The sequence below is a fragment of the Wolbachia endosymbiont (group A) of Anoplius nigerrimus genome (genome assembly GCF_947251795.1).
GTDB lineage: Bacteria > Pseudomonadota > Alphaproteobacteria > Rickettsiales > Anaplasmataceae > Wolbachia.
The window spans coordinates 297,423-322,202 of record NZ_OX366385.1; the positions used below are offsets into that span (position 1 = coordinate 297,423).

Genomic DNA, 24,780 nt, shown 5'->3' on the forward strand with positions numbered 1-24,780 from the left:
TGTATCAACTATGCACAACAGTGACACTGAAACTGATAATAAGTACAAAATAGAGGATTTACCTAAGTTCTTTAAGGAAAGATCCAAAAACATAAGTAAAGCATTTTCTAGCGAAACAATTAAGATCAGTACTATTCGCTCGAGAAGTATTGAAAGTAATATACAAGAATTTTCATTTGAGCTAACAGCAACAGATAAAGACACCTTTAATACAAAAATAAAACCTTTAATTGATTTTTTCAAAATCTGCCTTTCCCGGGAAAAAAATTTTACAGTCAACATAAAAGTGCCCAAAGAAAGCAGTGAATTATATAATAACTACTGTAAAACTAACAGTTATAAAACTGTAGAAGAATTCGTAAATAATGCTCCGCCTCAAATCTTTCTGCAAGGAATAACAATCATACTACAAACAAATGTTAAAGACATTAACTTAGATAATCTGCACCAAATAGGGTCATTTTTAAATGAAAAGCTAAAACATGCAGAAAAAACTAAAAATGAGGAACAGAGTCAAGATACACTACAAGTAAAAGAAGCAGAAAATAAAGACAGGCAAGAACAAAGTGAAACTAAGCAAAAAAACGCACAAAATAGACAAATTGTACCATTTACAGGCTCGTTTGGCTTTAACGTAGGCTCTGTGGACAAAAAATATGAAAAGAGAGAAAAAGATGGTAGTTTAGCCTAATAGGTAAAAAATGGAGAAACTACCATATGCAATATTACATCAAAGAGGAAAATTGGAAACAAATTTTAGAGTTCATAAAAAGCGTAAAAGGAATGCACAGCAAAGATGAAAAACGTTTAAGAATATTCATAGAGGCAGTGTGGTACATAGTGCGAAGTGGTTGCCAATGGAGACTTTTACCAAAAACTTATGGTAATTACAGGAGTATACATAAGCGATTTAAAAGATGGTGTGAAAGAGATGTCTGGAAAAAATTGCTTGAATATACTAAACAAGAGCCTGATTTAGAAGTTGCTATAATCGACGGTACGATCATCCGAGCCCATCCATGTTCATCTGGATATACAAAAAACTCCAAGGATCAAGAAGCTTTAGGGAGGAGCAAAGGTGGCTTTACAACTAAAATACATGCGCTTGTCGATGCACTTGGAAATCCACTTAAATTTACTCTGACTCCTGGTCAAAGAAATGAAATTACGCAGGCACAAGTGTTGACCGAAAGTATCTATAACTCTACTGTAGTAGCTGACAAGGGCTACGATAGCAATGCCTTTGTTACAAGTCTTGAAGACAAGGGATGTACAGTAGTTATTCCGCCAAAACGGAATCGAAAAGTGCAAAGGTATTACGATGAGCATATCTACAAAGAACGTCATTTGATTGAGTGTTTTTTTGGTAAAATTAAAAATTTTAGGCGCATTTTTTCCAGATTTGATAAAACTGCTGAGGTTTTTATGGGTTTTCTCAATTTTGTTGGAGCTCTTGTATGGCTTCTCTAAAATTTTGTCCACAGAGCCTAGCAAGCAAAGTAAATTGTAAAGCTCCAGTGGTTACTGCTGCAATAAAAGCTAATATACCAAAATATAGAATCTTCCTTCCCTTATCTAATTTTTTTAATGATGTAATAAGGTTATCCCTTTTAAGAACACCAAAACTTTCTATACAGAGCAACAATATACCATTTGGTGTCATTCCAGCGCTTGACCAGGAAAAAAGAAACATGGATCCAAGTAGTCAAGCTACTTGGATGACAAGTAGTATAGGAAACCCAATACCTCAAGAAGCGGAACAGAATGTAGGTCAAACTACTTCGCACACAGAGTATTTTAAAGCTAATAGAAAAAAATCGAAAAAGCAGACCAAAGAACTACCAGAGAAAGAAAAACAATTAGCCATAAAACAAGCACAAAATGATGCTAGAGTAGCTATGGTAGATAACCAAATTGAGCGCAGGGGAAAAAAACTCAATGAAATATTTGTTGAAGTGATGAGTGGATACAAAAATCAAGATCCGGAAACATTTCACAATGTTTTTAACTCAATATTCAATATTGTTTATTTTCAAGATAAACAATTACATGAAATATTAGAGTCAGGTGAAATATTAGAAGTATTAGAAATACTAGAAATACCACAACTAGCTGGCAAGTCTTCTTTTCCAAAAGAGTATCTACAAAAGCAAGTATATAAAAAAAAAGAGCAATTGCTCAAATTAGTTTCAGATGTTTACATACAACAACCTCCTACGCAACATAAAAATACTCCTCATAAATCTACAAACCCTTTACCAATTAAAGATCCTTCACCAGCAACAAATGAAGCTACACCTACTAACATTACACTCAAATCACCATTAAAAACTGTACTTTCCTCAAAAAAGGCTTATTTTTGTCTATTTATAATAGTAGCATCTGCATCAACACTTTGCTTATGGCATTTTCCATTAGGAAAAGTGTCAATGTTAAAAGGATTAGTGCTGCCAGAAAAAAGAGAAAGTATTGGGTTAGTATTGAACATAGGGTTACCAATATTAATCGCGCTGTGTATTTTGAATTTAGCTCACTTTATATATTCTGAATATTCTATAGAATCTATTGAGCAGAACAAATCTCCTTCTCGCATTTAAACTTACCCAAAATGTAACAAGTTGTCCTAAGAGATCCTTCATGGTAAAATTATTTATTTTCACCATATGTTCAAAGGAATTATCACGGATATCGGAACTATAACTGATACTACCACTCACTATAACTCTGATCAAATTTTCCATATCAAGACACAAAATTTATCCTCTATAAATAAAGGAGATTCAATAGCTTGCTCTGGTGTGTGCTTAACTGTTGTTGATATAATGAGCGATATATTTACAGTCCAAGTATCTCAAGAAACTATGAAGGTTTCTAACTTAAATACGTGGAAGATAGGCAAAAAAATAAATCTCGAACAAGCAATGAGATTAAGTGATAAGATCGATGGCCATCTAGTTCAGGGTCATGTTGATGGGATAGTAAAAATTTTAACAATCGAACGAAATTTAGATTCTCATGAAATCAAACTATCGTGCCCACAAGAATTAATTAAATTTGTTGCAAAAAAAGGCTTCGTTACACTAAATGGGGTTTCCCTCACAGTGAATTCAATTATTAATCAGGAATTTATAGTAAATATAATTCCCTATACATGGGAAAATACAACTTTTCAGTACAACAAAATAAATGATTATCTGAATTTAGAAATTGACATGATCGCTAGGTATTTAGATCAATTGATGCAGCATAAATACAATTAATTTTACAACCTTGTTATTTACAACTATTATATCTTGAAACCCATATAGATATAAAATATGCTTTTCGATAGCTTAATTATCTTCATTGTTGTTCTATGCGTAATAATCTCGGTAACTAGAGGTTTTATAAAAGAGCTATGCACACTAATGTTTCTATTTTTATCAATTTTTCTGACAGCTAATCACTATGATTTTTTTACTCCAAATTATAGTAAATATTTTGATTCTAAAGTTATACTAAACATACTTTCTACAATCTCTGTATTTATTATACTTAATCTTATATTCATGATAATAAACAACTGGCTAATGTACATATTATCACCCATAAGGTTGGGGTTTATCGATAGAGTTACTGGAATCTTTCTCGGAGTGCTTAAAGGAATATTGCTCTCTTATGTATTATTTTTTGCTGTGCACTTATATTGCTATACAGTATATGACAAAAAAGAATATGGCAAAAAAGAGGAACATTCTGAAATAAAAGCAGAAGACATATTGCCTAATTGGATAATAAATTCACACTCTTATCAGGCTTTATTTGTGACAGCAGAAGAAGTAATTGACATGTATGTACCAGAGTCGTTGATACTAAAAATAAAAGAGATTGGCGGAGAAATGGTTGATCAAGAAAAACCCAAAAACAATAAAAAAGAAGAGTAAATATTTATTTATAAATATGTTCATTGGGAGTATTCAAAAAGCCATATGTGTCAGGTTAAGAGCACTCCTCTCTTATAATTCACGTGTTTAAGAATGACTTCTGCTAAACCTTTACTAATTCCATGTACGTTTTGAATTTCAGCCAGAGAAGCTTTGCTTATATTTTTCACTGAACCAAAATAAGACATCAACGCTTTTTTTCTTTTATTGCCAATGCCGGGTATTTTGCTTAATTGTGAAACTATAAACTGTTTATCGCGTTTTTTTCTATGTGAAGTTATCGCAAAACGGTGGGCTTCATTACGCAGCGATTGTAAGTAAAGCATGACTTTGCTGTCATTTGCCAGACTGAATTCTTCCCTGCCCAGCATATAAAATCTTTCATTTCCTGCGTTACGATCAGGACCTTTTGCCATACAAGCAAAAGGAACGTTTATATTCAATACTTCCAGTACATTCTGTACTATGGAAACATGCCCAGGCCCACCATCAATCAATAGAAAATCAGGAATTATGTTCTTTATCTTGCCGGAGAAACGTCTGGTTAGCACTTCCCTCATCATTTTATAGTCATCGCCTGAAAATTTTTCCTTTATAGTAAATTTTCTGTACTCACTCTTTAAAAAACCCTCCTGCCCTGCAACAATCATCACACCAATTTGCTGGCTTCCAGAAATATGGCTATTATCATAAACCTCGATACGCTTTGGAATACTTGGTAACAAGAAAACTTTGCTAAGCTCCTCAAGCTTTTCTAGGTTATTTCTATAATCGATAAGCTTCTGCTCTAAGCTGTGCTGAGAGTTATCATAAACAAATTTCAATAAATTACGCTCTTTTTTATTCTTTGCATGCAGAACTTTTACTGGCTTTTGAGCAACCTTATATAGTGCTTGTTCTATAATTTCCTTATCCACAATAGAATCTGGAACGTAAATTTGTATTGGAGGTATGTTAGCTGAATTATAAAAATTGACCAAAAAGGTGGATAAAATTTCATCATTTGAGTGATCACCACAGTTCTCGGCAAAGTAAGGAGTGCTGCCGTAGTTGTCTTTATTTCTGAACGATAACACACTAATACATGCTAGATCCTCTTTACGTACAATACTGAAGAAATCTGCATCTTTTTCAAAAGAAAAATCCGTGTGCTGTATTTGAATTTGCTCAAGAAACTTTACCCGATCTCTATATATAGCAGCAAGCTCATAGTTTTCTTCACTGCTGCACTTTCTCATTGTGAAAAGTAACTGTTCTTTCACTTCCTTATTTCTTCCAAGCAATGTATTTCGTGCCTGTTTTACTGATTGGCAGTAGTCGTCTTTTGTGATTTTGTTTATGCATGGTGCTGAGCAGCGCTTAATTTGATATTCAATACATGGTCTTTTTGTTGAGGAAAAGTATTGATCTGAACATACTCTTAGGAGAAAAGCTTTTTGCAATGACAATATAGTTTGCTTAACAGCAGCAGCAGATGTAAAGGGACCATAATAATGAAACTCATTCTTCTTAAATTTGCCTCTATATTTTGCTATTCTTGGATAATCGTGCTTGGAAATTGTTATATAAGGATAAAATTTTCCATCCTTGAGCACAATATTATAAGTAGGCTTCAACGATTTTATTAACTGCGCTTCAAGAAGCAGTGCTTCGATTTCATTCTCAGTGATGAATATTTCAACCTTAATAACTTGTGAGAGCATAACTCTAATTCGTTCAGAAAGATTTTCGAATTGAAGGTAATCGGATAACCTTGACTTTAAGTTTTTTGCTTTTCCAACATATAAAACTTTATTCTTATCTCCAACCATCTTATACACGCCACAGGACTGTGGAGATGATTTGATTTGTTCTTTATATTGCCTGAGCATTTATCCATTGCTTAACCTGTATGAGGTTAAAATCTGCTACTAAATGAAAGATGGAAACTACATTTTCAAGCAAAGATAATCTGTTTCTCCTCAGTTTATCAGAATCACAGTTAATCTTTACACTGTCCATAAACTGATTGATAAACGGAGCAAAACCAGCAAGTTCATCAAGTGCTACATTAAAGTGGTTATTTTTTATCGCTTGTTTTATGTTTTTACAAGCAGTTATAGCACAATTTGATAGCGCAATTTCTTCACTTTCAATCAAAAACCTCTTACCGTAAGATGCACTATAAGTAGTGCCATCACTTTTTCTTACTTTGCTCATCATGTTACTGACTCTTTTGTAAGTGCTTAGAATCTGTTCACCTTCTGGCGTACTAAGATAACGATCCAATATAACAGTTTGCTTTTCTGCTGTCAGCAGATCATTAATATCGATTTTATATAGTATTGAATCTACGACATCTTGTCTTATATCTCTATTTTTTAAAATAACCTTGAATCTTTCTAAGCAGAATTTAAATACTAATTCTGAAATTTGTTTTCTATTTGGCTTATCAGCTGACGTTGTATTTTTATTAAATAGAAGTTTTGAATATAAAGATACTGACTTGTCTATCAATAGCCTAATTGGAACATGCAAATTATTTTCAAGTATTGTCCTAATTATACCAATTGTCATTCTCCGCAAACCAAATTGATCATACGAACCAGAGATTTTTTCACCTGCTACAATTAAACCAACTAAGCTATCCACTTTGTCTGCAATTGACACAGCAATTGCTGAAGGGGATTTAGGGCATTCTTGCTCCGATCTGATTGGCTTATAGTGTTCAGTTATAGCTTCCACTATTTCTTTATCTTCTTGAAAATAAGAAGCATAATATCCACCCATTACTCCTTGTAATTCTGGAAACTCTCTTACTATCGATGTTGCCAAATCAGCTTTTGCCAAATATGCAGCGCGTTCAACTTTTATCAGCGAAGCATGTGGAATAAATATAGCTATATACTTTGACAGAGCCGTAATACGCTTTACCTTTTCTCCAACGCTGCCAAGAGAAGCATGAAATAATATCGAACCTAATTTTTTGACATAATAATCTAGATTTTCCTTTTTATCTTGAGATATTAAAAATTGGGCATCAGCAAGACGTGCTTCTAATATTCTTTCGTGCCCTTTAACAACTTCACCATTGTTGACGTTGACAACAGTGACAAAGTGTGAAATTCTCTTTCCATTACTTAAAGCAAGGTATTTTTGTTGTGTATTAACTATACTAAGTATTACTTCCTTCGGTAATCCAAATGACTTTTCTTGATTTACTTCACCAAACAGCACGATTGGCCACTCTATAATCCCTGTCAATTCATTTAGTAAATAATCATTTTTCTCAAGTTGTAAATTCTGCTCTTTTGTGAATTTATTAATCTGATCTAGTATAAATTGCTTTCTTTTGTCCATTTGGAGAATTACACTGTTTTTTTCTAGCAATTCAAAATAGTCTTTAGGTGCTTTAACAGTTAACGCTGTACCACTTGAGAGAAATCGATGGCCATATGTTGTGTTAGATGCTGTGATCCCTGCAAAAGACACAGGTATTATTTCGTCATTTAAAATGCATAAAATGTTTTTAATTGGCCTAACCCACCTTTCTTTTCCTTTGCCCCATCTCATACTTTTTGGCCAAGAGAAATTTTTTAATATTTCTCCTAGTTGATTTTTAAGAAACTCTTGAATGTTAAATGAGCAGCTTTCTCTTTTAATGAAGTAAAAATCTTCATTATTTACTTTTCGAACGAGCAAATCTTCTTCATTTTTCTGATATTTTCTTAAAAAACCTTCGATAGCACTTTTTGGTGCGTTAATGTTTGGTCCCTTAACTTCGTTATTGGAATCCTTTAGCTCCAAAGCATTTATGTTGTCGACAAATAGGGTAATGCGACGTGCCGTTATAAAAACCTCCATTGATGTAAATTTTACATTATTTTTGTTAAAAACATTGGCAATACAGCTCTTAACTTGAACTGTAGCTGAATTCTGCATTCTCGGTGGTATTTCTTCTGAAAGGCACTCAAATAACAACTGCAACGACATACGCTATTTACTCATGTACAATTCACAACATTTTTTTGTCAGCTCTCTAACTCTACCAATATAAGCTGTACGTTCATTCACACCAAGCACACCTCTTGCATCAAGCAGATTAAGTAGGTGACTAGTTTTAATACATTGGTCATAAGCTGCCATTGGTAGCTCCTTTTCAATAAGGAACTTGCACAATTTTTCCGTATCTTCGAATTGCTGCTGTACCACTTTAGTATCATAATAATCTAATGCTAGATAAGAAAATTCATATTCTCTTTGTTTAAAAATATTTCCGTAAGTTACACCGTTATCGTTCCAAATTATATCGTAAACATTATCTACACCTTGTATGCACATTGCTAAACGTTCCAACCCATATGCCACCTCACCAGGAATCATCTTGCAGTCAATCCCTCCAACTTGCTGTATATAAGTAAGCTGTGTTACTTCCATTCCATTGCATGTAACTTCCCATCCAAGTCCTGATGCACCAACACTTGGATTTTCCCAATCATCTTCAACAAACTTAATATCATATTTTTCTGTAGATATGCCAAGAACTTTTAAGCTATCTAAATAGACGTTTTGTAAATTATTACCAGATGGCTTTATTATAACTTGATATTGGTGATGTTGATACAAGCGATTAGGATTATCACTATAGCGCCCATCTGCTGGCCTAATTACTGGTTGTAGATATGCAATTCTTGTTGGTTTTGTATCAATTACAGACATAATTGTTGCGGGATGTAATGTGCCAGCACCAACTTCAGATGTGTATGGGTGAAGTATAACACATCCTTCACTAGCCCAAAAATCTTGTAACTCTTTTATTATACTTTGTAAGTTCACACAAATTGTACACTTTTTATACTAAATATATAAATAAATAAGTACTATTCAATACCTATTTTTTTAACAGTATCATGTAAATAATCACCTAAAACTGCTGAACTTTCCCTCACATACTGAATTATGCTTTTATTTAGGACAATTGCATCATGCATAGTTAAATCGCAGAATATAAATGCTGTTAAATACAGTAAAATCACCGCATAAAATGTGTGAAAAATCCCCTCAAATGTAATTGACATTGCATTATTATAGCTGAGCTGTATTGAACTTATTGGCCATGGTTTTATTACTTCTACGACATTAAAAAATACGTAAGGTATCATAAGAAAAAAGAAAAAGTGCATAAAATCATTAAACCAAAATGGGCATTGAAACATCTGCTTACATATACTCCCATAGAGTTTACTTACAGCATAATAAATTGACATTATTGCTGGCATTGAAAGTGCTACAGTCAGTACTTGCCCTGACGCTATTTGTATTACTATTTCTTCACCACTGTTTGCTGAAGGGTCTTGAGCATGAAAAATAAATATTCCAATTAATTGCATTACTAACATAACTATTGCCAATTTTGTAAAAACAGCAGCTACAACTATTCCTGAGTCTGGCATTTTATATAGTAAGTATTCGCCTCCATATGTAAGAATTAATATAACATCGACAATAAATAATATTAAAAAAGAAGACCAATAGTTCTGCCAACTTGGTAAATATCCTATTCCTAAAAGAGAGCTTACTGTTTTGGCAGGAAAAACCTTACCTAGCATCTTTCCCAAAAATTTAAAAAAAATCCCCATGTTCTAAGTAACACTTGGTTTATATTATTTATAATACTGTATTGTAACGGACTTATCAATAACTTAAAACATGTATTGGAAAATTTTAAGTAATATGCAGCAACAGTAGAAGAACATGCGCCAAAAATTTAATAATTTTATAGGGCTTATGCACTTAAATTTTTTGCAATATCAAGTGCAGCGTAAGTGAATATTGCACTTGCACCCGCACGTTTGAAACCAATCAAAGATTCATAAATCACCTTGTCATAATCTAGCCAGCCATTATTTGCAGCAGCTTTTATCATTGCGTACTCACCGCTTACTTGGTAAGCAAAAATCGGAAAATTAAACTTATCACTTGCTGTTTTGATAATATCCAAATATGGCATGCCTGGTTTAATCATAATAAAATCTGCACCTTCATTTATATCCATTTCAATTTCACACATTGCTTCGCGCGCATTTTGATAATCCATTTGATAACCACTTTTGTCTATAGAATGTGATAGCCCGCATGAACTAACGACTTGCCTGAATGGAGCATAGAAGCTAGAGCAGTATTTCACTGCATAAGATAATATTAATACGTCTTGAAAGTTGTTATCATCTAATGATTTTCTGATTCTTCCTATTCTACCATCCATCATATCAGAAGGAGCAACTATATCACATCCTGCTTTCGCTAAAGCAAACGCTTGCTTACACAGCACTGATATAGTTTCATCGTTTTCTACATCCATCTGATTATCTTTTAAAATGCCGTCATGGCCATGAATAGTGTATGGATCCAGTGCAACGTCTGCAATAATACCAATTTCAGGTACCTTTAATTTTACAGTACGGATTGCTTTGCAGATTAAGTTGTCAGAATTATATGCTCCCTCAGCGTTTTCAGATTTTAGTTTACTATCAACTACAGGAAAAATTGCAACAGCATTAATTCCTAAATCTTTAGCTTCCTTAACTATAGACACTAATCCATCTATTGAATAACACTTTACGCCTGGTAAGCCAGAAATTGGTTCAGTTGTTTCTTCTCTGTCATGAACAAACAGAGGAAGAACCAGATCATTTACTGATAAACTATTTTCACTTGTTAAATTGCGAACCCATTTGCTCGAGCGCCTGCGTCTTAATCTTGTATTTGGGAAATTAAACATTGGATCCAGGCAAATTCCCAGTAAAGAGCAACACCCCTGAAATGAGTATCACCCAAAACACTGATATTGGTAAAAATACTTTCCAACCAAGGCGCATTAGCTGATCATATCGATAACGAGGTATTGTTGCTCTAATCCAAATAAATATGAATAAAAGTATAATTATCTTCAAAACGAACCAAATTAAACCTGGAATTTTATAAAGCAAACCAAGTTCTAACGGAGGATACCATCCCCCCAGAAAGAATATTGTCATCATAGCACTTGCTAAAATCATATTTGCATATTCTCCAAGAAAAAAGAGGGCAAAAGGCATGGATGAATATTCAACGTTATATCCAGAGACAAGCTCTGCTTCAGCTTCTGGTAAATCAAATGGGTGACGATTAGTTTCTGCAAGCAAAGAAATAAAAAATATTATTCCTATAGGCATTAGTAGTAAATCAACCCAAAATGGCATATTGTGTTTCGCTACCACCATCTCTCCAAGATTTAATGTTCCAGTGGTAATAACGACTGTAGCAACTATTAAGCCTATTGAAACTTCATACGAAATCATCTGAGCAGCCGACCGTATAGCGCCAAGAAATGCATAATTAGAATTGCTTGACCAGCCTGCAATAATCACGCCGTATACTCCCAGCGACGATATAGCTAGCACATAAAGCACTCCAACATTAATATTTGCTATAACCTTAGGAATAACTACTTGCTGGCCATTTTCTACAATTACTTCAGCACCAAACGGTATAACTGCCCAGGCAATTAATGCCAAGATAAAGGTAAACATTGGAGCCATAATGAACAGTATGGTGCTCGCTCTAAATGGTATTATCGGCTCCTTAATCAGGAGCTTAATAGCATCTGCAAATGGCTGCAATAGCCCAAAAGGTCCAACTACACTTGGGCCGTGCCTTAGTTGAATTGCAGCAAGGACCTTACGCTCAAAGTATGTCAAATATGCAACTGAAAGTAGTAGCGGTACTAAAATAAATAAAATATTAACTAGCGTGTTCATAAAAAGCTTTAGTACAATCTGCCATTATTTTTGAAGCACGACTTATTGAATCCGTCATATAAAAATTACACTCCTTTAAAGTAAAAGGTGTATTACTTAAGCTTATTTTACCGCTGCTGATTGGTACCCATGTGTTTTTTACCACTTGATCAGCATTTCTAAACTGTGGACCGATAGTATCTAATTTTTTTCTTACGTCAAATAAACTATCATATGGTAAGGAGAGATCCAAATATTGCGAGAGATTTTTAATAATTAACCAATCCTCCTTTGCTTCACCTGGAGGAAATACAGCTAAATTTGTTCTTTGCACTCGACCTTCAGTGTTTACATAAGTTGCATATTTTTCTGTATATGTAGCACCAGGCAAGATAACATCTGCCACATGTGCACCCTTATCACCGTGATGACCTTGATAAATTACAAATGTATTTTCTAATTTTGATGTATCAATTTCATCTGCACCAAGAAGATAAATGACTTCTATCTCGCCACCTTCTGTATGCTCCAGTATTTGATTAGTGTCTTTTCCACCTTTTTCAGGAACAAACCCAACGTCCAGACCACCAACTCTTGCTGCAGCTTTATGCAGCATATTAAAGCCATTCCAGTCATCTCTGACCATGTTAAATTCTTCTGCAATTTTGCCAGCTAGAATTAGAATTGATTCAGAATCGTCTCTTACTAATGCATCTTGACCGATAATCAGCATAGGGCTCTGAGCAGCACTCAGCAGCTTACAGAACTTATGATTTCCATTTGCTATTTCACTCAAAATATCAGGATTATCGCCCAATTTCTCAACATGATACAAATATTCAATGTTAGGACCAACACTTGCAACAGGAAAGTTGCCCTGTAAATATCTCTTTCTCAATCTTACGTTAATGATCGGTGCTTCTATCCTTGGGTTTGTATTTATAAGCAGACACAAATCCGCATTCTCTATACCTTCAATAGTGGTATTGAACACATACGATCCACGATTATTTGGTATAAGTTTTGCACCATCCTGCCTGCAATCTATATTTCCCGAGCCGAGCTTCTGCATCACTTCTTTGAGTAGAAGCATAGACTCACAATCTGCTAAATCACCTGCAATTGCAGCTATTTTATTTGATTTTGTATTCTTTAATTTCTTTGCAGCAACAGTTAATGCTTCATTCCAATCAACTGGGGCTAATTTACCATCTTTTTTTACATAAGGTCGATCAAGACGCTGAACTTTTAGTCCATCATAGGCAAAGCGGGTTTTATCTGATATCCATTCTTCATTTACCTCTTCGCTCAGCCTTGGTAATATTCGCATAACTTCCAGGCCACGATAATCAACTCTAATGCTACTTCCCACAGCATCTAGCACATCTATAGTCTCACAATGTGATAGCTCCCATGGACGGGCTGTAAAGGAATAAGGCTTTGAAGTTAAAGCCCCTACCGGGCAGAGATCTATGATATTTCCAGATAATTCAGAACTAATATGCCTTTTTATGTAAGTGCTAATCTCTACATTTTCTCCCCTTCCGATTCCTCCAAGTTCATTTGTACCTGCAACATCAGACAAAAATCTGACACACCGAGTGCAATGAATGCATCGATTCATTGCAGTCTCAATCAATGGTCCGAAGTGTTTTTTTGGCACAGCCCTCTTATGCTCATCAAGTCTGCTGGTTCCTTTCCCATAAGCCATCGTGATATCTTGCAAATCGCATTCACCACCCTGATCGCAAATTGGGCAATCAAGCGGGTGGTTAATTAGCAAAAACTCAAGCACACCTTCACGTGCTTTTTTAACCTTAGGGGTATCAGTGTGGATAACCATCCCTTCTGCAACTGGCATTGCACAAGAGGCTACTGGTTTTGGAGGCCCACCCTCAACTTCAACCAAACACATTCTGCAGTTACCAGCAATTGCTAAACGCTCATGATAACAAAAACGTGGAATTTCAATGCCCACAACTTCACAAGCTTGAATTATAGTGAGCCCATGCTCTACTTCACATTCCTTAGAATTAATAGTAACTTTAACCACAACTATTATACAGCTTCCCACTTTATAGGATTGCCGCTTACCTCATCTTCAACCAGATTGCCGTTGTCATATTGAGCAGACATATAATTCATGCGCGAGTCACGATCTATATATCTAACAGGTTTTACCGGTTTATCTTTATACATTTTTTGCTCGGCCTTCTTACGCTGAGTAGGGTTATTTTTACTAGCTGTCTTTGCTTTCCCACCTGCTGCCATATAAACTCCTAAAAACTTTTCATTCTATTTTAACACTTAAGTATATAGCGTCAATATTTAATAACTTTAAAATTTCAATAGATCTCTTATTATAATCATTGTTTAAATAAAAAGTTACTCCTTGATATCATTCCAGTGCTTGACCAGAAAAAAAGAAATATGCATCAGCTACTTTCATTTGCTGCGCCTCGAAAATAAACGTTCATGTAGCCAAGCCATAAATCCAGTATAAAGACCTTTAATCATTGGCTTCGTAGTACTGTTCAATCAACTTATTAAGTAACCTTACACCAAAACCTACTGCTCCTCTTGGACAAATGTCAGTACCTTTTTCGTGCCAAGCAGTGCCTGCAATATCTAAATGTGCCCAGCAAGTTTCATTCACAAAACGCTGTAAAAACTGTGCAGCCATTATGCTATCTCCACCAGAGCCTGCAGGAGCGATGTTTTGAACATCAGCAATCGGTGAATCAATAATTTTGTCATAAGTTTCATTCATAGGAAAACGCCATAACTTCTCACTTACTTCATTTCCTGCATCAATCAGACGGTTTGCTAATTCATCATTATTTGAAAAAAGACCAGCATATTCGTTATTTCCAAGTGCAACCACTATAGCACCAGTTAAAGTTGCAAGATCAATCATAAATTTTGGTGAGAATCTGTCTTGCGTATACCATAAAGCATCTGCAAGTATGAGCCTTCCTTCTGCATCGGTGTTCAACACTTCTATCGTCTGTCCAGACATTGAAGTTACTACATCACTCGGCCTTTGAGCATTACCACCCACTGCATTCTCTGCAAGTGCAACCACGCCGATTGCATTTACTTTTGCTTTTCGTCCTGCTAAAGCATGCATCACCCCAACTACAGCAGCAGAGCCTGCCATGTCATATTTCATCGACTCCATACCACGTGAAGGTTTGAGTGATACTCCACCAGTGTCAAACGTTATACCTTTACCAACAAAAGCTATTGGCTTTTGTTCTTTAGCAGCTCCATTCCATTTTATCACTACTAATTTTGGTTCTTTACTACTTCCTTGTGCGACTCCAAGCAAGGCTCCCATTTTTTTCTCTTCCATCTGCTTTTTATCAAGCACCTCGATTTCAAGGCCAAGCTTAGTAAGTTCTTTTTTTATATGATCAGCATAGGATTCTGGATATAGAATGTTAGGAGGCTCTGTTATAAAAGAGCGCGCAAGGAATATACTCTCACCTTCTTGCCTTGAGTGCTCAAATGATCTTTCAGCATTACTTAATTGCTCATCTTTTACTAATACGGTAATTTCCTCTACCTCTGTAATTTTCTCATCCTTTTTAGTTTTATACTTATCAAACTTAAAACTACGCAGAAACGCACCATATGCAACATTTGCTGCACTACCTTCGATTAAAACTGCTGCTTTCTTAATTTTTAATCTGCTTAGCTCACAATATATTTTACCACCAATATTTAATTCTTTATTTTCATTCCACTCACCCTTCTTACCAAGTCCAACAACTATGACATTTTTTTCTTCTGGCAAAGTAGTAGAGAAAAATTCACCAAAACTTCCATTGAAATCGCTAAATTGCTTTATATTATCTATGATCTGTTTTCCTTGCAAAACTCCGCCATCATTTACGGTTTCGTTGTCCTCAAATAAACCCGTTACTATTGTTTTAAAATCGGGCGAAATTTTAGAAATTGTTATTTTCATTGCTGGCATCTCCGTTGCAAATAATTGTAAACTGTACATAAAACACAGCAAAAACATCAGTAAGATATTTTTCATATACATTCTAAGTACAGTAACACTCAAGTTTACTATGGACTCCCTTACATGCAAGGGTTTTTATCTCTTATTAGAGAACTTATTATATCCGCCCAAGGTAATGTTAAACGTATAGGTTTTTATGACCTGATCACTGTAAGTAAATGGTGTTATGAGAAGGCTTGCAAGCCCATTACTAACAAAATCTCCAAGAACAGGATCAGCGCAATTATCGCAATTATGGTCAGCAAAAAACATTTGCGTTGTGAATTCTGGAAAATCTGGATGTTGAACTAGAAAGTTAATATGTGGAGCTCTATCACCAATTTTACCAGGTGCTATCGTAATAAAATTATAATAGCCAAGATTATTCACTACAAACCTTCCTGATCCAGCAAAATTCGGATCATCCTCTATATTCTTATCGTAATGGTTCACGCCGCGTGAATTCGCGTGCCATATAGAAACTACAGCATTTTGTATTGGTAGACAGTTTATATCAGTGATTCTACCCACTATGTGTATTAATTCTCCTGTTGCACTATTTGGAGAACCAGGTTTCCTTCTTAAATTGTTTGAAGAGTTAAAATTTTTTGGCCTTGCATCAAGGTCATATATTTCCGGAGTTTCAATGCAGTTGAGCAAAACAGGATCAGCTGCAAATAGCGGCAAACTGAATACCATTTGTACTAAAAACGCTAATAAGATATTTTTCACATTCATTTCATTTATAATAGACTTCTTGCATAACCATATAACAAACTTTTATTGGAAATAGAAACGAAAAAACTTGCTTGACAAACCTCGCCAGCCCCCTTATCATGAAACTGAAGCTATTTTATTTAACTTCGCAATCTCTGCAGCAGATTAAAATGACAAGAAAACTTGTATTTGGCATACTATTGTTTAATTCTTTGCACTATGTGCACCGTATGTCTTTATCAAATTTCTAGGTTTTTACCTATACAAGCTGAAACGCGCTTATAAAGCGTTCAAGACATCACCCAACGTCAAATTTTAAAATAGAGAGTGTAATAACTAGCTACCCTAGGTTTTCTTTGTCTTTTTTTCTGCTTAGTAAATTTCTTAAACATTTAAACTAAGGTGAGTTGCATTTAAAAGCAGCTAAATTGCAGTGTTTAAGACTTAAAAAACGCCAATACTGAAAATAGACAATGACTAGGGTTTCTTTTGCCTTTTTTTTTATTTGGTAAATTCCTTAATATTTATGGCTAAACGACAATCGTCATCCCGCTACGTGTTAGCGGCCGAGATACCGCGAATGAATCGCGGTATGACGGTTCGCGGCGGTATGACGTAGGACTGCTGTCATCCCAGTGCGTGACACTGGGATCTAATTTTTTATGCAAAATTACTATATTTATATATTTGCAAATAGATACAATTTGAAATAATTTATACTATGAAGTTACGAAATGAGATCCCAGTGTCAAGCACTGGGATGACACCCTTTTGGATAGAAACCAGTGTCTGGGCACTGGAATGACACCGAAGGGGCTACTGCTGTTTTGGATGGAAACCAGTGTCAGCTACTCGGATGACACCATTTGTTGTAAACTCACTTTTACTCTATGGTCTTGCCGCTATCCTGAACGGATACCTTTTTTTTCATTTGCTTAAATATTTATAGCTAACATGAACTGGGCAGTGCGTCACGCGCTGACCATTTACTGTGCAAATCACCTTCAAAAACAAACGTTCGTACACATATATTCTAGGCTCTGTGGACAAAAAATATGAAAAGAGAGAAAAAGATGGTAGTTTAGCCTAATAGGTAAAAAATGGAGAAACTACCATATGCAATATTACATCAAAGAGGAAAATTGGAAACAAATTTTAGAGTTCATAAAAAGCGTAAAAGGAATGCACAGCAAAGATGAAAAACGTTTAAGAATATTCATAGAGGCAGTGTGGTACATAGTGCGAAGTGGTTGCCAATGGAGACTTTTACCAAAAACTTATGGTAATTACAGGAGTATACATAAGCGATTTAAAAGATGGTGTGAAAGAGATGTCTGGAAAAAATTGCTTGAATATACTAAACAAGAGCCTGATTTAGAAGTTGCTATAATCGACGGTACGATCATCCGAGCCCATCCATGTTCATCTGGATATACAAAAAACTCCAAGGATCAAGAAGCTTTAGGGAGGAGCAAAGGTGGCTTTACAACTAAAATACATGCGCTTGTCGATGCACTTGGAAATCCACTTAAATTTACTCTGACTCCTGGTCAAAGAAATGAAATTACGCAGGCACAAGTGTTGACCGAAAGTATCTATAACTCTACTGTAGTAGCTGACAAGGGCTACGATAGCAATGCCTTTGTTACAAGTCTTGAAGACAAGGGATGTACAGTAGTTATTCCGCCAAAACGGAATCGAAAAGTGCAAAGGTATTACGATGAGCATATCTACAAAGAACGTCATTTGATTGAGTGTTTTTTTGGTAAAATTAAAAATTTTAGGCGCATTTTTTCCAGATTTGATAAAACTGCTGAGGTTTTTATGGGTTTTCTCAATTTTGTTGGAGCTCTTGTATGGCTTCTCTAAAATTTTGTCCACAGAGCCTAGTTATATGATAAAATAAATGAAAAACATCAATTATCTAAATGAAATTCACATCTTAAAAGGATCATATACATCGATTTCCTTAGAATTACTCTTTTTCAATTTTTCACTTAATAATCTTAAAATAGGCTGTAAATCACCATTAATTGATAAGCACAGTACTTCTTTATTAAGATAATTGGCTAGGTGATTCTTCTTTTCCAGAATTTCCGCTTCTCTCAGCAAGTCGCATTTGTTTAATACTACAATCTCTTCTTTTTCAACAAGATCACCATTGTAAAGTTCCAATTCATTATGGATACAACTATAAGCCGAAACAACGTCATCATGAGTTACATCGATTAAATGAAGTAAAATTTGACACCTTTCTATGTGCTTTAAAAATTTATGTCCTAGCCCAACTCCAAGGTGAGCATCAGTAATTATTCCAGGAATATCTGCTATCACAATTTCGCTATCATCTACTTTTGCCACGCCTAAGTGGGGTCTTACGGTGGTAAATGGATAATCGCCTACTTTTGTATCGGAATTTGAGCAGCGAGTCAAAAATTTTGATTTACCTGCGTTTGGCATGCCAATAATTCCAACATCTGATAAAACTTTTAGTTTTAATAATACATGTTTTTCTTCGCCAGGCTGACCGTAAGTAAAATGTCTTGGTGCCTTATTAGTAGAAGATTTAAAATTAGTATTTCCAAGTCCACCTTTTCCACCCTGTGCTACTTGAAATTCCATACCAGGCTTGTCAAGGTCTACTATTATCTCTTCACTTTCTTCATCAATTATTTGTGCACCGACTGGAACTCGAAGTATAACGTCTTTCCCTGCTGTGCCAGATCTATCCCTGCCTGCACCATTTTTCCCATTATCTGCTTTAATGTGTCTTCTATAACGAAAATGAAGCAAAGTGTTGAGGTTAGCGTCGCCGATGAAAACTATGTTTCCACCCTTTCCTCCATTACCACCATTTGGACCACCAAATTCAACGAACTTTTCTCGACGAAAACTTGCACAACCGTCACCACCATCACCGGCTTTTAAGTACAATTTTACTTCGTCTATAAAACCCATGCTAATCCACGATAATATTTAGCATTTTTTCCTAGTGTGCCTTCTATTCTCATTAGCTCGTTATACTTCGCGAGCCTATCAGAACGCGACAGCGACCCGGTTTTTATTTGCCCGCAATTTGATGCAACTGCTATATGAGATATTGTTGTGTCTTCTGTTTCACCTGAGCGATGAGAAATAACAGCTTTGTAGTTGTTTGATTTTGCCATTTCAATAGCAGCAAAAGTTTCTGTTAACGTCCCTATTTGATTTGGCTTGATCAGTACAGCATTTGCCATTTTTTCCTCTATTCCTTTGCATATCAGTTCACAATTTGTAACAAATAAATCATCCCCAACCAATTGAATTTTACTCCCCAATTTTGCAGTAAGTAATTTCCAACCTTCATAGTCGTCTTCACTCATTGCATCTTCTATAGAAATTATTGGATATCTTTCCACAAGGTCACAATAGTATTCAGTCAATTCTTTTGAAGTAAGCTCTTTATTTTCAAATTTGTAAATTCCATCTTCATAAAAAGTAGATGAAGCAACATCAAGACCTAGTGCAAAATCACATTTTGTTGAATAACCTGCCGATTCTATAGCGTATATGATCAAGTCGAGTGCTTCTTCAGTACTTTCAATATTTGGTGCAAAACCACCTTCATCTCCTACGTTTGTGCTATAACCTTTTTTCTTAAGAATGCTACGTAAGTTGTAGAACACCTCTGCAGATATTCTGATTGCTTCACTGAAAGTCTCAGCACCGACCGGAAGAATCATGAATTCTTGGAAATTGAGCTTATTGTCTGCATGTACTCCACCATTAATTATGTTAATGAGTGGAACCGGCATAACACTCATCTGCTCTCCTCCCCAATATCTATACAACGGTATTTTGAAACTGTTTGCTGCTGCTTTTGCAACCGCAAGAGACACACCCAAAGTTGCATTTGCTCCAAGTTTAGATTTATTTTTTGTTCCATCCAGTTCAATTAATGCTTTATCAATTGCATTTTGGTCCGCTGCATTCATTCCAATGATTTTATCTGTTATCACTCCATTTACAGCTTGAACAGCTTTCAGCACTCCCTTACCAAAATACCTTTTCTCATCTTGGTCTCTGAGTTCCAAGGCTTCTAGTTTACCGGTTGAAGCTCCAGAAGGTACGGATGCTCTACCTATTACTCCATCACAGAGTTCAATTTTCACCTCAACAGTGGGGTAACCCCTGCTATCTAAAATTTCTCTTGCAAATACGTTGTTGATTATCTTATTCATCGCATTAAACCTTAACTCCCGCAATAAGTGCTGCAGTTTCCTTTGCCAATTTATCTATATTACTACCAGCACCAATAAATAATACTACATCGCCTGAATTTGTCGAATCACTAATAAAATGTGAAATGAGTAGAGAATCATTCATGATTTTTACGCTATCAAACCCATTACTGATTAAAGCTTCTTGTATATCATTAATCCCACAACCAGGAATAGGCTTGTCTTCTGGGGGATGAACAGGAGTGAGGATGACATAATCAAACATCATGAAAATTCGTATGAATTCACAAAAAAAATTACGAACGCGAGCAAAACGAAGTGGTTCGATAATTCCTATTACTTTTCCTTTAGCAATCGAACGTGCAGCCGTTAAAGTTGCATATATTTCATTTGGATGATGGGCATAATCCTCAATTAACTTAACACCTTTAATATTGGCAATCAAAGAGAATCTTCTTGCTACTCCTTTGAATTCTAAAAGGCCTTTTTTAATGTCTGCATCGCTAATTCCGAGCTTTATCGCAACTGATATTGCAGCTAGTGCGTTGCTGACTTTATGCATACCTATTGTGTTTGGTAGTACTACGTTTTTTATTCTGTGGTTATTGTCAATCAACACATCAAATTCCATGCTGTTATTATGTTGTTCGATGTTGCTGGCTCTTATGCTACCATTCTCAAACCCAAACGTTATAGAATTACTCGCATCATAATCGATGTCTACAGAATCAGGTAAAACTGCAGAACCTGCATTATTCACGAATTGGGAAAATGCATTTTTGATATTATCAAATGTGCCGTAATAATCTATGTGGTCATTGTTGATACTTGTTATGACAGCAATCTTTGCAGGGATTTTTAGCATAGTTCCATCAGACTCATCAGCCTCGATCAGAAAAGTGTCACTCCCTCCAAGTTTGAAGTTGCTCTTATAGGAATTTAATATCCCTCCTACAGTTACAGTCGCATCAATGCCAGAATGATCAAAAATAGAAGCAATCATAGCTGTTGTTGTCGTCTTTCCACTTGAACCTGAAACTGCTATCACATATTTATCTTTCATAATTTCAGTAAGTATGTCTGATCTATGCAAAATGGTTTTATTGTTATTTCTCGCTGTTACTAACTCCACATTATCAGATTCTATCGCAGAAGAATGTACGACTATTTGAGCTTGGCTTATATTATCAGCATTGTGACCAATAAAAACCTCTATGCCCAGCCTTTGTAATCTATCTACATTGTTGTTTGATTGTGCATCACTGCCTTGAACTTTGCAATTGGAATTGTGAAGAATTTCAGCAATGGCACTCATTCCGATTCCACCTATACCAATTATATGTATTATTCCTTTTTGAGTCTTGTTCATATTTAGCAGTAAACGTTTACTTATTACTAAATTTATTATAGTATAATTTAAAATCCTCATGGTATCGAACCCTCTTACCGAATACAATGATAAAAAACCTAGTCTTTCTATGCCTAATATTTGTTTTGATGAGTAGTTGCAGTTTTAGCAACAGGTTTAATTGCACTGCAGGTCATTATAAAATTGGCAGCAGCTACACAATAAATGGTATAACTTATCACCCAAAAAACTGTAAACACCACGAAGAAATAGGAATAGCGTCGTGGTATGGAATAGAAGATCATGGCACGCTTACAGCGAATGGTGAAGTGTTTAACCGTCACTTGATCTCTGCAGCGCATAAGACTTTGCCCCTGCCCTGCTTTGCTCTTGTCACTAATTTAGAAAATGGAAGAAAGCTTGTTGTAAGGATTAACGATAGAGGGCCTTTTATTGAAGGCAGAATAATAGACTTATCAGAAAAAGCAGCTCAAGTCTTAGGATTTCATAAAGTAGGGCTTGCAAAGGTAAAAGTCCAATACCTAAGAAAGATGTCAGAACAATTGATACAAAATACTCCTCATTACAGAAAGCAATATGAAAAAGAAATGCAGAAACGTCACCCAAAACAAGACAGTGCAGAAAGTAAGGGATATGTTGCATTTTTTAAAAGTGCTCAGGCTGCTAAATCAGCTGCATCAAAGCTTCGCAATCAAGGAATAAAAAATGTTAGATTGCTTTTTAAGAATGATCAATATTGCGTGAAAGTGAGTTATAGGTAGTGGTGAGTGCAGAATTCGAAAGATTTGGTTAATGTAAGAAACGCTGGCTAACTATTGTAAGTTAAAAATGTGATATAAAAAAGATATCAACAATTTATAGCTATACCACCGCTGCTCTCCCTCGTCATACCGCTGCGGTATCCACAACTGTACGAACGTTGTAGTTTGGGCCACCAGTGGGCAGTGCTTGACACTGGGATCCAGCCTCTATGCAACTTAATTAAAAACGTTTGTTTTAGCGTAAGAACCTGTTCATAATCTTTTGAGGAACAAAGCAGTGAAAGCAAGAACTACCATTTGCAAACTGGTGTTGAGTTTACGCTCGCAATTTTTCCATAACCGTCTACATTTTTCCAACCAAGCAAAAGAACGCTCTACAACCCATCTTTTTGGCAATACAGCAAAGGTATGTAATTCACTGCGTTTTATTACCTCAACAGTTGCACCAATAGTTGCTTTTATTTGTGTTGCAAAATTCTCTCCCGTATAGCCTGCATCAACCAGTACATTTTTAACTCCCGAGAGGTTTTCTTTTGCATTTTCTACCATTCTCACAGCACTGCTACGGTCAGTTATCTCTGCTGTTGTTACATAAATTGCATGTGGCAAACCTTGCGTATCTACTGCAATATGGCGTTTTATTCCTGAAATCTTTTTGCCTGCATCGTAGCCTTTTTCTTCAGCAGTATCTGCATTTTTTACACTCTGTGCATCAATTATGCAGAAGCTGGTTTTTTCTTTCCGACCATTGTTTTGTCGGACTACGCCAACTATTTTTTTTTAACACCAGCTCCAGAACACTTTCTTTATTTGCATCTGGTTTTTCACTCCACTTCTTAAAATAGTCGTAACAATTGCGCCATTTTGGAAACTCTTTTGGTAGCATTCTCCACTGACAACCGCTTTTCAGAACGTATAACACTCCACAAAATACATCATACAAATCAAGTTTTCTTGGTTTTGTTTTTTTTCTACAGGACTCTAGATCTGGTAATATAATCTCAAATCTTTCCCGACTTATATTACTTGGGTATAAACTCCTCATATATCCTAACTTATATACATTATCTCTTAGTTTATTCCTTTCTTGAGATCATGTACAGGTTCTAAGACAACTACCTTTAGCTCATCAGCTCAGTTATAAGCAAAATTCCTGGATCCCAGTGTCTGGGCACTGGGATGACACCCTCCTAATGGGATAAAATCACAATGTTCTTAGAGCATGTCTTCAAACTGAAGAATGAGCTAATTTGTGAAGCATAATAGTGATCATATTAAAGAAGATATAGTTTTTTGAGGTGAGAGGAGAATGCTCGTAATCTTTACTCATGCGCCTAAAATTGGAAAGCCAGGCAAAAGTTCTTTCAACAATCCAACGTTTGGGAATAACTTGAAATCCTGTATCAACTATTTTCTTGGCAATCGTTAATAAACATCCCGTTTCCAATAAGCATCTGTTTTGTAATTTACCTATGTACCCTTGATCAGCAAAAAACTTACGTAAAGTTGGAACTTTGCATTTAGCTTGGGCAAAAAGATTTAGAGCACTATCACGATCTTGAATACTTGCACTCTGTACTTCAGCAGCAATTACAAGACCCACAGTATCTACAATAATATGGCGTTTTCTGCCCTTTATTTTTTTGCCAGCATCATATCCTCTGGATCCCCTTTTTGAGTAGTTTTCACTGACTGGCTATCAATTATACCTACTGATGGAGTCTTATTTTTACCAATCATCTCTCTTACTTTTTTAACTAGAAAATCATGAATTTCTTGCCATATTCCACTTTTTTTCAAGCGCGAATTACAACTATATACGGTTTTCCATGGTGGAAAATCTTTAGGCAGTTGTCTCCATTGACATCCTGTTCTCATCATATAGCGGATTGCATTAATAATTGTTCTAATACTATGTTTTCTTGGTCTGCCGGTCTTTTTAGGTTCAAAATATGGCTCTATTGTCTTCCATTCTTTGTCACTTATATCGCTTGGGTACATCTTAAAATGTACCTTATACC

General features: G+C 35.4%; 22 protein-coding genes and 1 pseudogene. 7 read left to right on the forward strand and 16 right to left on the reverse strand.

The features are described 5' to 3' along the window. The first annotated feature begins 10 nt into the window (after window positions 1-10). The 5 genes and pseudogenes from OPR26_RS01600 (at window position 11) to OPR26_RS01620 (ending at window position 3,923) form a co-directional block, all read left to right on the forward strand. Window positions 11-691 carry a hypothetical protein gene (locus OPR26_RS01600; protein ID WP_406827536.1) on the forward strand — a complete coding sequence of 227 codons (681 nt, stop codon included), beginning with the start codon at window positions 11-13 and terminating at the stop codon, window positions 689-691. A gap of 26 nt (window positions 692-717) precedes the next feature. After that, entirely contained in the window at window positions 718-1,470 is a 753-nt protein-coding gene (locus OPR26_RS01605; RefSeq protein WP_264702259.1) for an IS5 family transposase, read from the forward strand. Between the two features lie 92 nt (window positions 1,471-1,562). After that, window positions 1,563-2,597, forward strand: a pseudogene (locus OPR26_RS01610) (hypothetical protein); the annotation flags it as partial. Window positions 2,598-2,663: 66 nt separating this feature from the next. Next, window positions 2,664-3,260 (forward strand): riboflavin synthase, encoded by a 597-nt coding sequence (locus OPR26_RS01615; RefSeq protein ID WP_265016046.1) that lies wholly within the window; start codon window positions 2,664-2,666, stop codon window positions 3,258-3,260. A gap of 57 nt (window positions 3,261-3,317) precedes the next feature. Continuing rightward, complete coding sequence (locus tag OPR26_RS01620) at window positions 3,318-3,923, forward strand: CvpA family protein (RefSeq protein ID WP_265016047.1); 606 nt, start codon at window positions 3,318-3,320, stop codon at window positions 3,921-3,923. A gap of 50 nt (window positions 3,924-3,973) precedes the next feature. On the opposite strand, the gene uvrC is transcribed toward OPR26_RS01620, so the two are convergent. The 10 genes from uvrC to OPR26_RS01670 form a co-directional block, all read right to left on the reverse strand. Continuing rightward, window positions 3,974-5,794: an excinuclease ABC subunit UvrC gene (gene uvrC / locus OPR26_RS01625; RefSeq protein ID WP_265031631.1), complete on the reverse strand. Its 1,821-nt coding sequence runs from the start codon at window positions 5,792-5,794 to the stop codon at window positions 3,974-3,976. After that, window positions 5,778-7,895 carry a glycine--tRNA ligase subunit beta gene (gene glyS, locus OPR26_RS01630; protein WP_265016049.1) on the reverse strand — a complete coding sequence of 706 codons (2,118 nt, stop codon included), beginning with the start codon at window positions 7,893-7,895 and terminating at the stop codon, window positions 5,778-5,780. The genes uvrC and glyS overlap by 17 nt, the downstream gene beginning before the upstream one ends. A 3-nt stretch (window positions 7,896-7,898) precedes the next feature. After that, window positions 7,899-8,738 (reverse strand): glycine--tRNA ligase subunit alpha, encoded by an 840-nt coding sequence (locus tag OPR26_RS01635; protein ID WP_265016050.1) that lies wholly within the window; start codon window positions 8,736-8,738, stop codon window positions 7,899-7,901. Between the two features lie 44 nt (window positions 8,739-8,782). Continuing rightward, window positions 8,783-9,541 carry a phosphatidylglycerophosphatase gene (locus OPR26_RS01640; RefSeq protein WP_253302683.1) on the reverse strand — a complete coding sequence of 253 codons (759 nt, stop codon included), beginning with the start codon at window positions 9,539-9,541 and terminating at the stop codon, window positions 8,783-8,785. A gap of 146 nt (window positions 9,542-9,687) precedes the next feature. Next, on the reverse strand, window positions 9,688-10,683 hold the full coding sequence (gene hemB / locus OPR26_RS01645; protein WP_265016051.1) for a porphobilinogen synthase: 996 nt from the start codon (window positions 10,681-10,683) through the stop codon (window positions 9,688-9,690). Further along, window positions 10,676-11,701: an NADH-quinone oxidoreductase subunit NuoH gene (gene nuoH, locus OPR26_RS01650; RefSeq protein ID WP_265016052.1), complete on the reverse strand. Its 1,026-nt coding sequence runs from the start codon at window positions 11,699-11,701 to the stop codon at window positions 10,676-10,678. The genes hemB and nuoH overlap by 8 nt, the downstream gene beginning before the upstream one ends. Next, the gene (gene nuoG / locus OPR26_RS01655; RefSeq protein ID WP_265016053.1) at window positions 11,685-13,733 is read right to left on the reverse strand and encodes an NADH-quinone oxidoreductase subunit NuoG; all 2,049 of its coding nucleotides are present in this window, start codon (window positions 13,731-13,733) and stop codon (window positions 11,685-11,687) included. Before nuoG ends, nuoH begins: the two co-directional genes overlap by 17 nt. A 5-nt stretch (window positions 13,734-13,738) precedes the next feature. After that, window positions 13,739-13,951: a hypothetical protein gene (locus OPR26_RS01660; protein ID WP_006279675.1), complete on the reverse strand. Its 213-nt coding sequence runs from the start codon at window positions 13,949-13,951 to the stop codon at window positions 13,739-13,741. A gap of 238 nt (window positions 13,952-14,189) precedes the next feature. Further along, window positions 14,190-15,692 (reverse strand): leucyl aminopeptidase, encoded by a 1,503-nt coding sequence (locus OPR26_RS01665; protein ID WP_265016262.1) that lies wholly within the window; start codon window positions 15,690-15,692, stop codon window positions 14,190-14,192. A gap of 96 nt (window positions 15,693-15,788) precedes the next feature. Further along, complete coding sequence (locus tag OPR26_RS01670; RefSeq protein ID WP_253302688.1) at window positions 15,789-16,430, reverse strand: protocatechuate 3,4-dioxygenase; 642 nt, start codon at window positions 16,428-16,430, stop codon at window positions 15,789-15,791. Window positions 16,431-17,525: 1,095 nt separating this feature from the next. On the opposite strand from OPR26_RS01670, the gene OPR26_RS01675 reads away from it, so the two are divergent. Continuing rightward, the gene (locus OPR26_RS01675) at window positions 17,526-18,278 is read left to right on the forward strand and encodes an IS5 family transposase (protein ID WP_264702259.1); all 753 of its coding nucleotides are present in this window, start codon (window positions 17,526-17,528) and stop codon (window positions 18,276-18,278) included. A gap of 66 nt (window positions 18,279-18,344) precedes the next feature. On the opposite strand, the gene cgtA is transcribed toward OPR26_RS01675, so the two are convergent. The 3 genes from cgtA to murC are packed head-to-tail and all read right to left on the reverse strand — an operon-like array spanning window position 18,345 to window position 22,058. Continuing rightward, window positions 18,345-19,367, reverse strand: a complete 1,023-nt coding sequence (gene cgtA / locus OPR26_RS01680) for an Obg family GTPase CgtA (protein WP_265016054.1) — start codon at window positions 19,365-19,367, stop codon at window positions 18,345-18,347. After that, on the reverse strand, window positions 19,355-20,629 hold the full coding sequence (gene eno, locus OPR26_RS01685) for a phosphopyruvate hydratase (protein WP_265016055.1): 1,275 nt from the start codon (window positions 20,627-20,629) through the stop codon (window positions 19,355-19,357). Before eno ends, cgtA begins: the two co-directional genes overlap by 13 nt. A gap of 4 nt (window positions 20,630-20,633) precedes the next feature. After that, on the reverse strand, window positions 20,634-22,058 hold the full coding sequence (gene murC, locus OPR26_RS01690) for a UDP-N-acetylmuramate--L-alanine ligase (RefSeq protein WP_265016056.1): 1,425 nt from the start codon (window positions 22,056-22,058) through the stop codon (window positions 20,634-20,636). A 26-nt stretch (window positions 22,059-22,084) separates the two neighbouring features. Here murC and OPR26_RS01695 point away from each other — a divergent pair, with 26 nt between their 5' ends. Continuing rightward, window positions 22,085-22,759: a septal ring lytic transglycosylase RlpA family protein gene (locus OPR26_RS01695; RefSeq protein ID WP_320157076.1), complete on the forward strand. Its 675-nt coding sequence runs from the start codon at window positions 22,085-22,087 to the stop codon at window positions 22,757-22,759. 252 nt (window positions 22,760-23,011) lie between these two features. On the opposite strand, the gene OPR26_RS01700 is transcribed toward OPR26_RS01695, so the two are convergent. The 3 genes from OPR26_RS01700 to OPR26_RS01710 all read right to left on the reverse strand — a co-directional run bounded on the left by OPR26_RS01700 (window position 23,012) and on the right by OPR26_RS01710 (window position 24,760). Then, window positions 23,012-23,804 (reverse strand): IS5 family transposase gene (locus tag OPR26_RS01700; RefSeq protein WP_264705175.1). Its coding sequence is split into 2 segments (ribosomal slippage): window positions 23,012-23,539 and window positions 23,541-23,804, totalling 792 coding nucleotides; the frame shifts between segments, so codons are not numbered across the junction. Window positions 23,805-23,987: 183 nt separating this feature from the next. After that, window positions 23,988-24,398 (reverse strand): transposase, encoded by a 411-nt coding sequence (locus OPR26_RS01705; protein ID WP_320157296.1) that lies wholly within the window; start codon window positions 24,396-24,398, stop codon window positions 23,988-23,990. Continuing rightward, on the reverse strand, window positions 24,395-24,760 hold the full coding sequence (locus OPR26_RS01710; RefSeq protein WP_264731180.1) for a transposase: 366 nt from the start codon (window positions 24,758-24,760) through the stop codon (window positions 24,395-24,397). Before OPR26_RS01710 ends, OPR26_RS01705 begins: the two co-directional genes overlap by 4 nt. Window positions 24,761-24,780 lie beyond the last annotated feature (20 nt).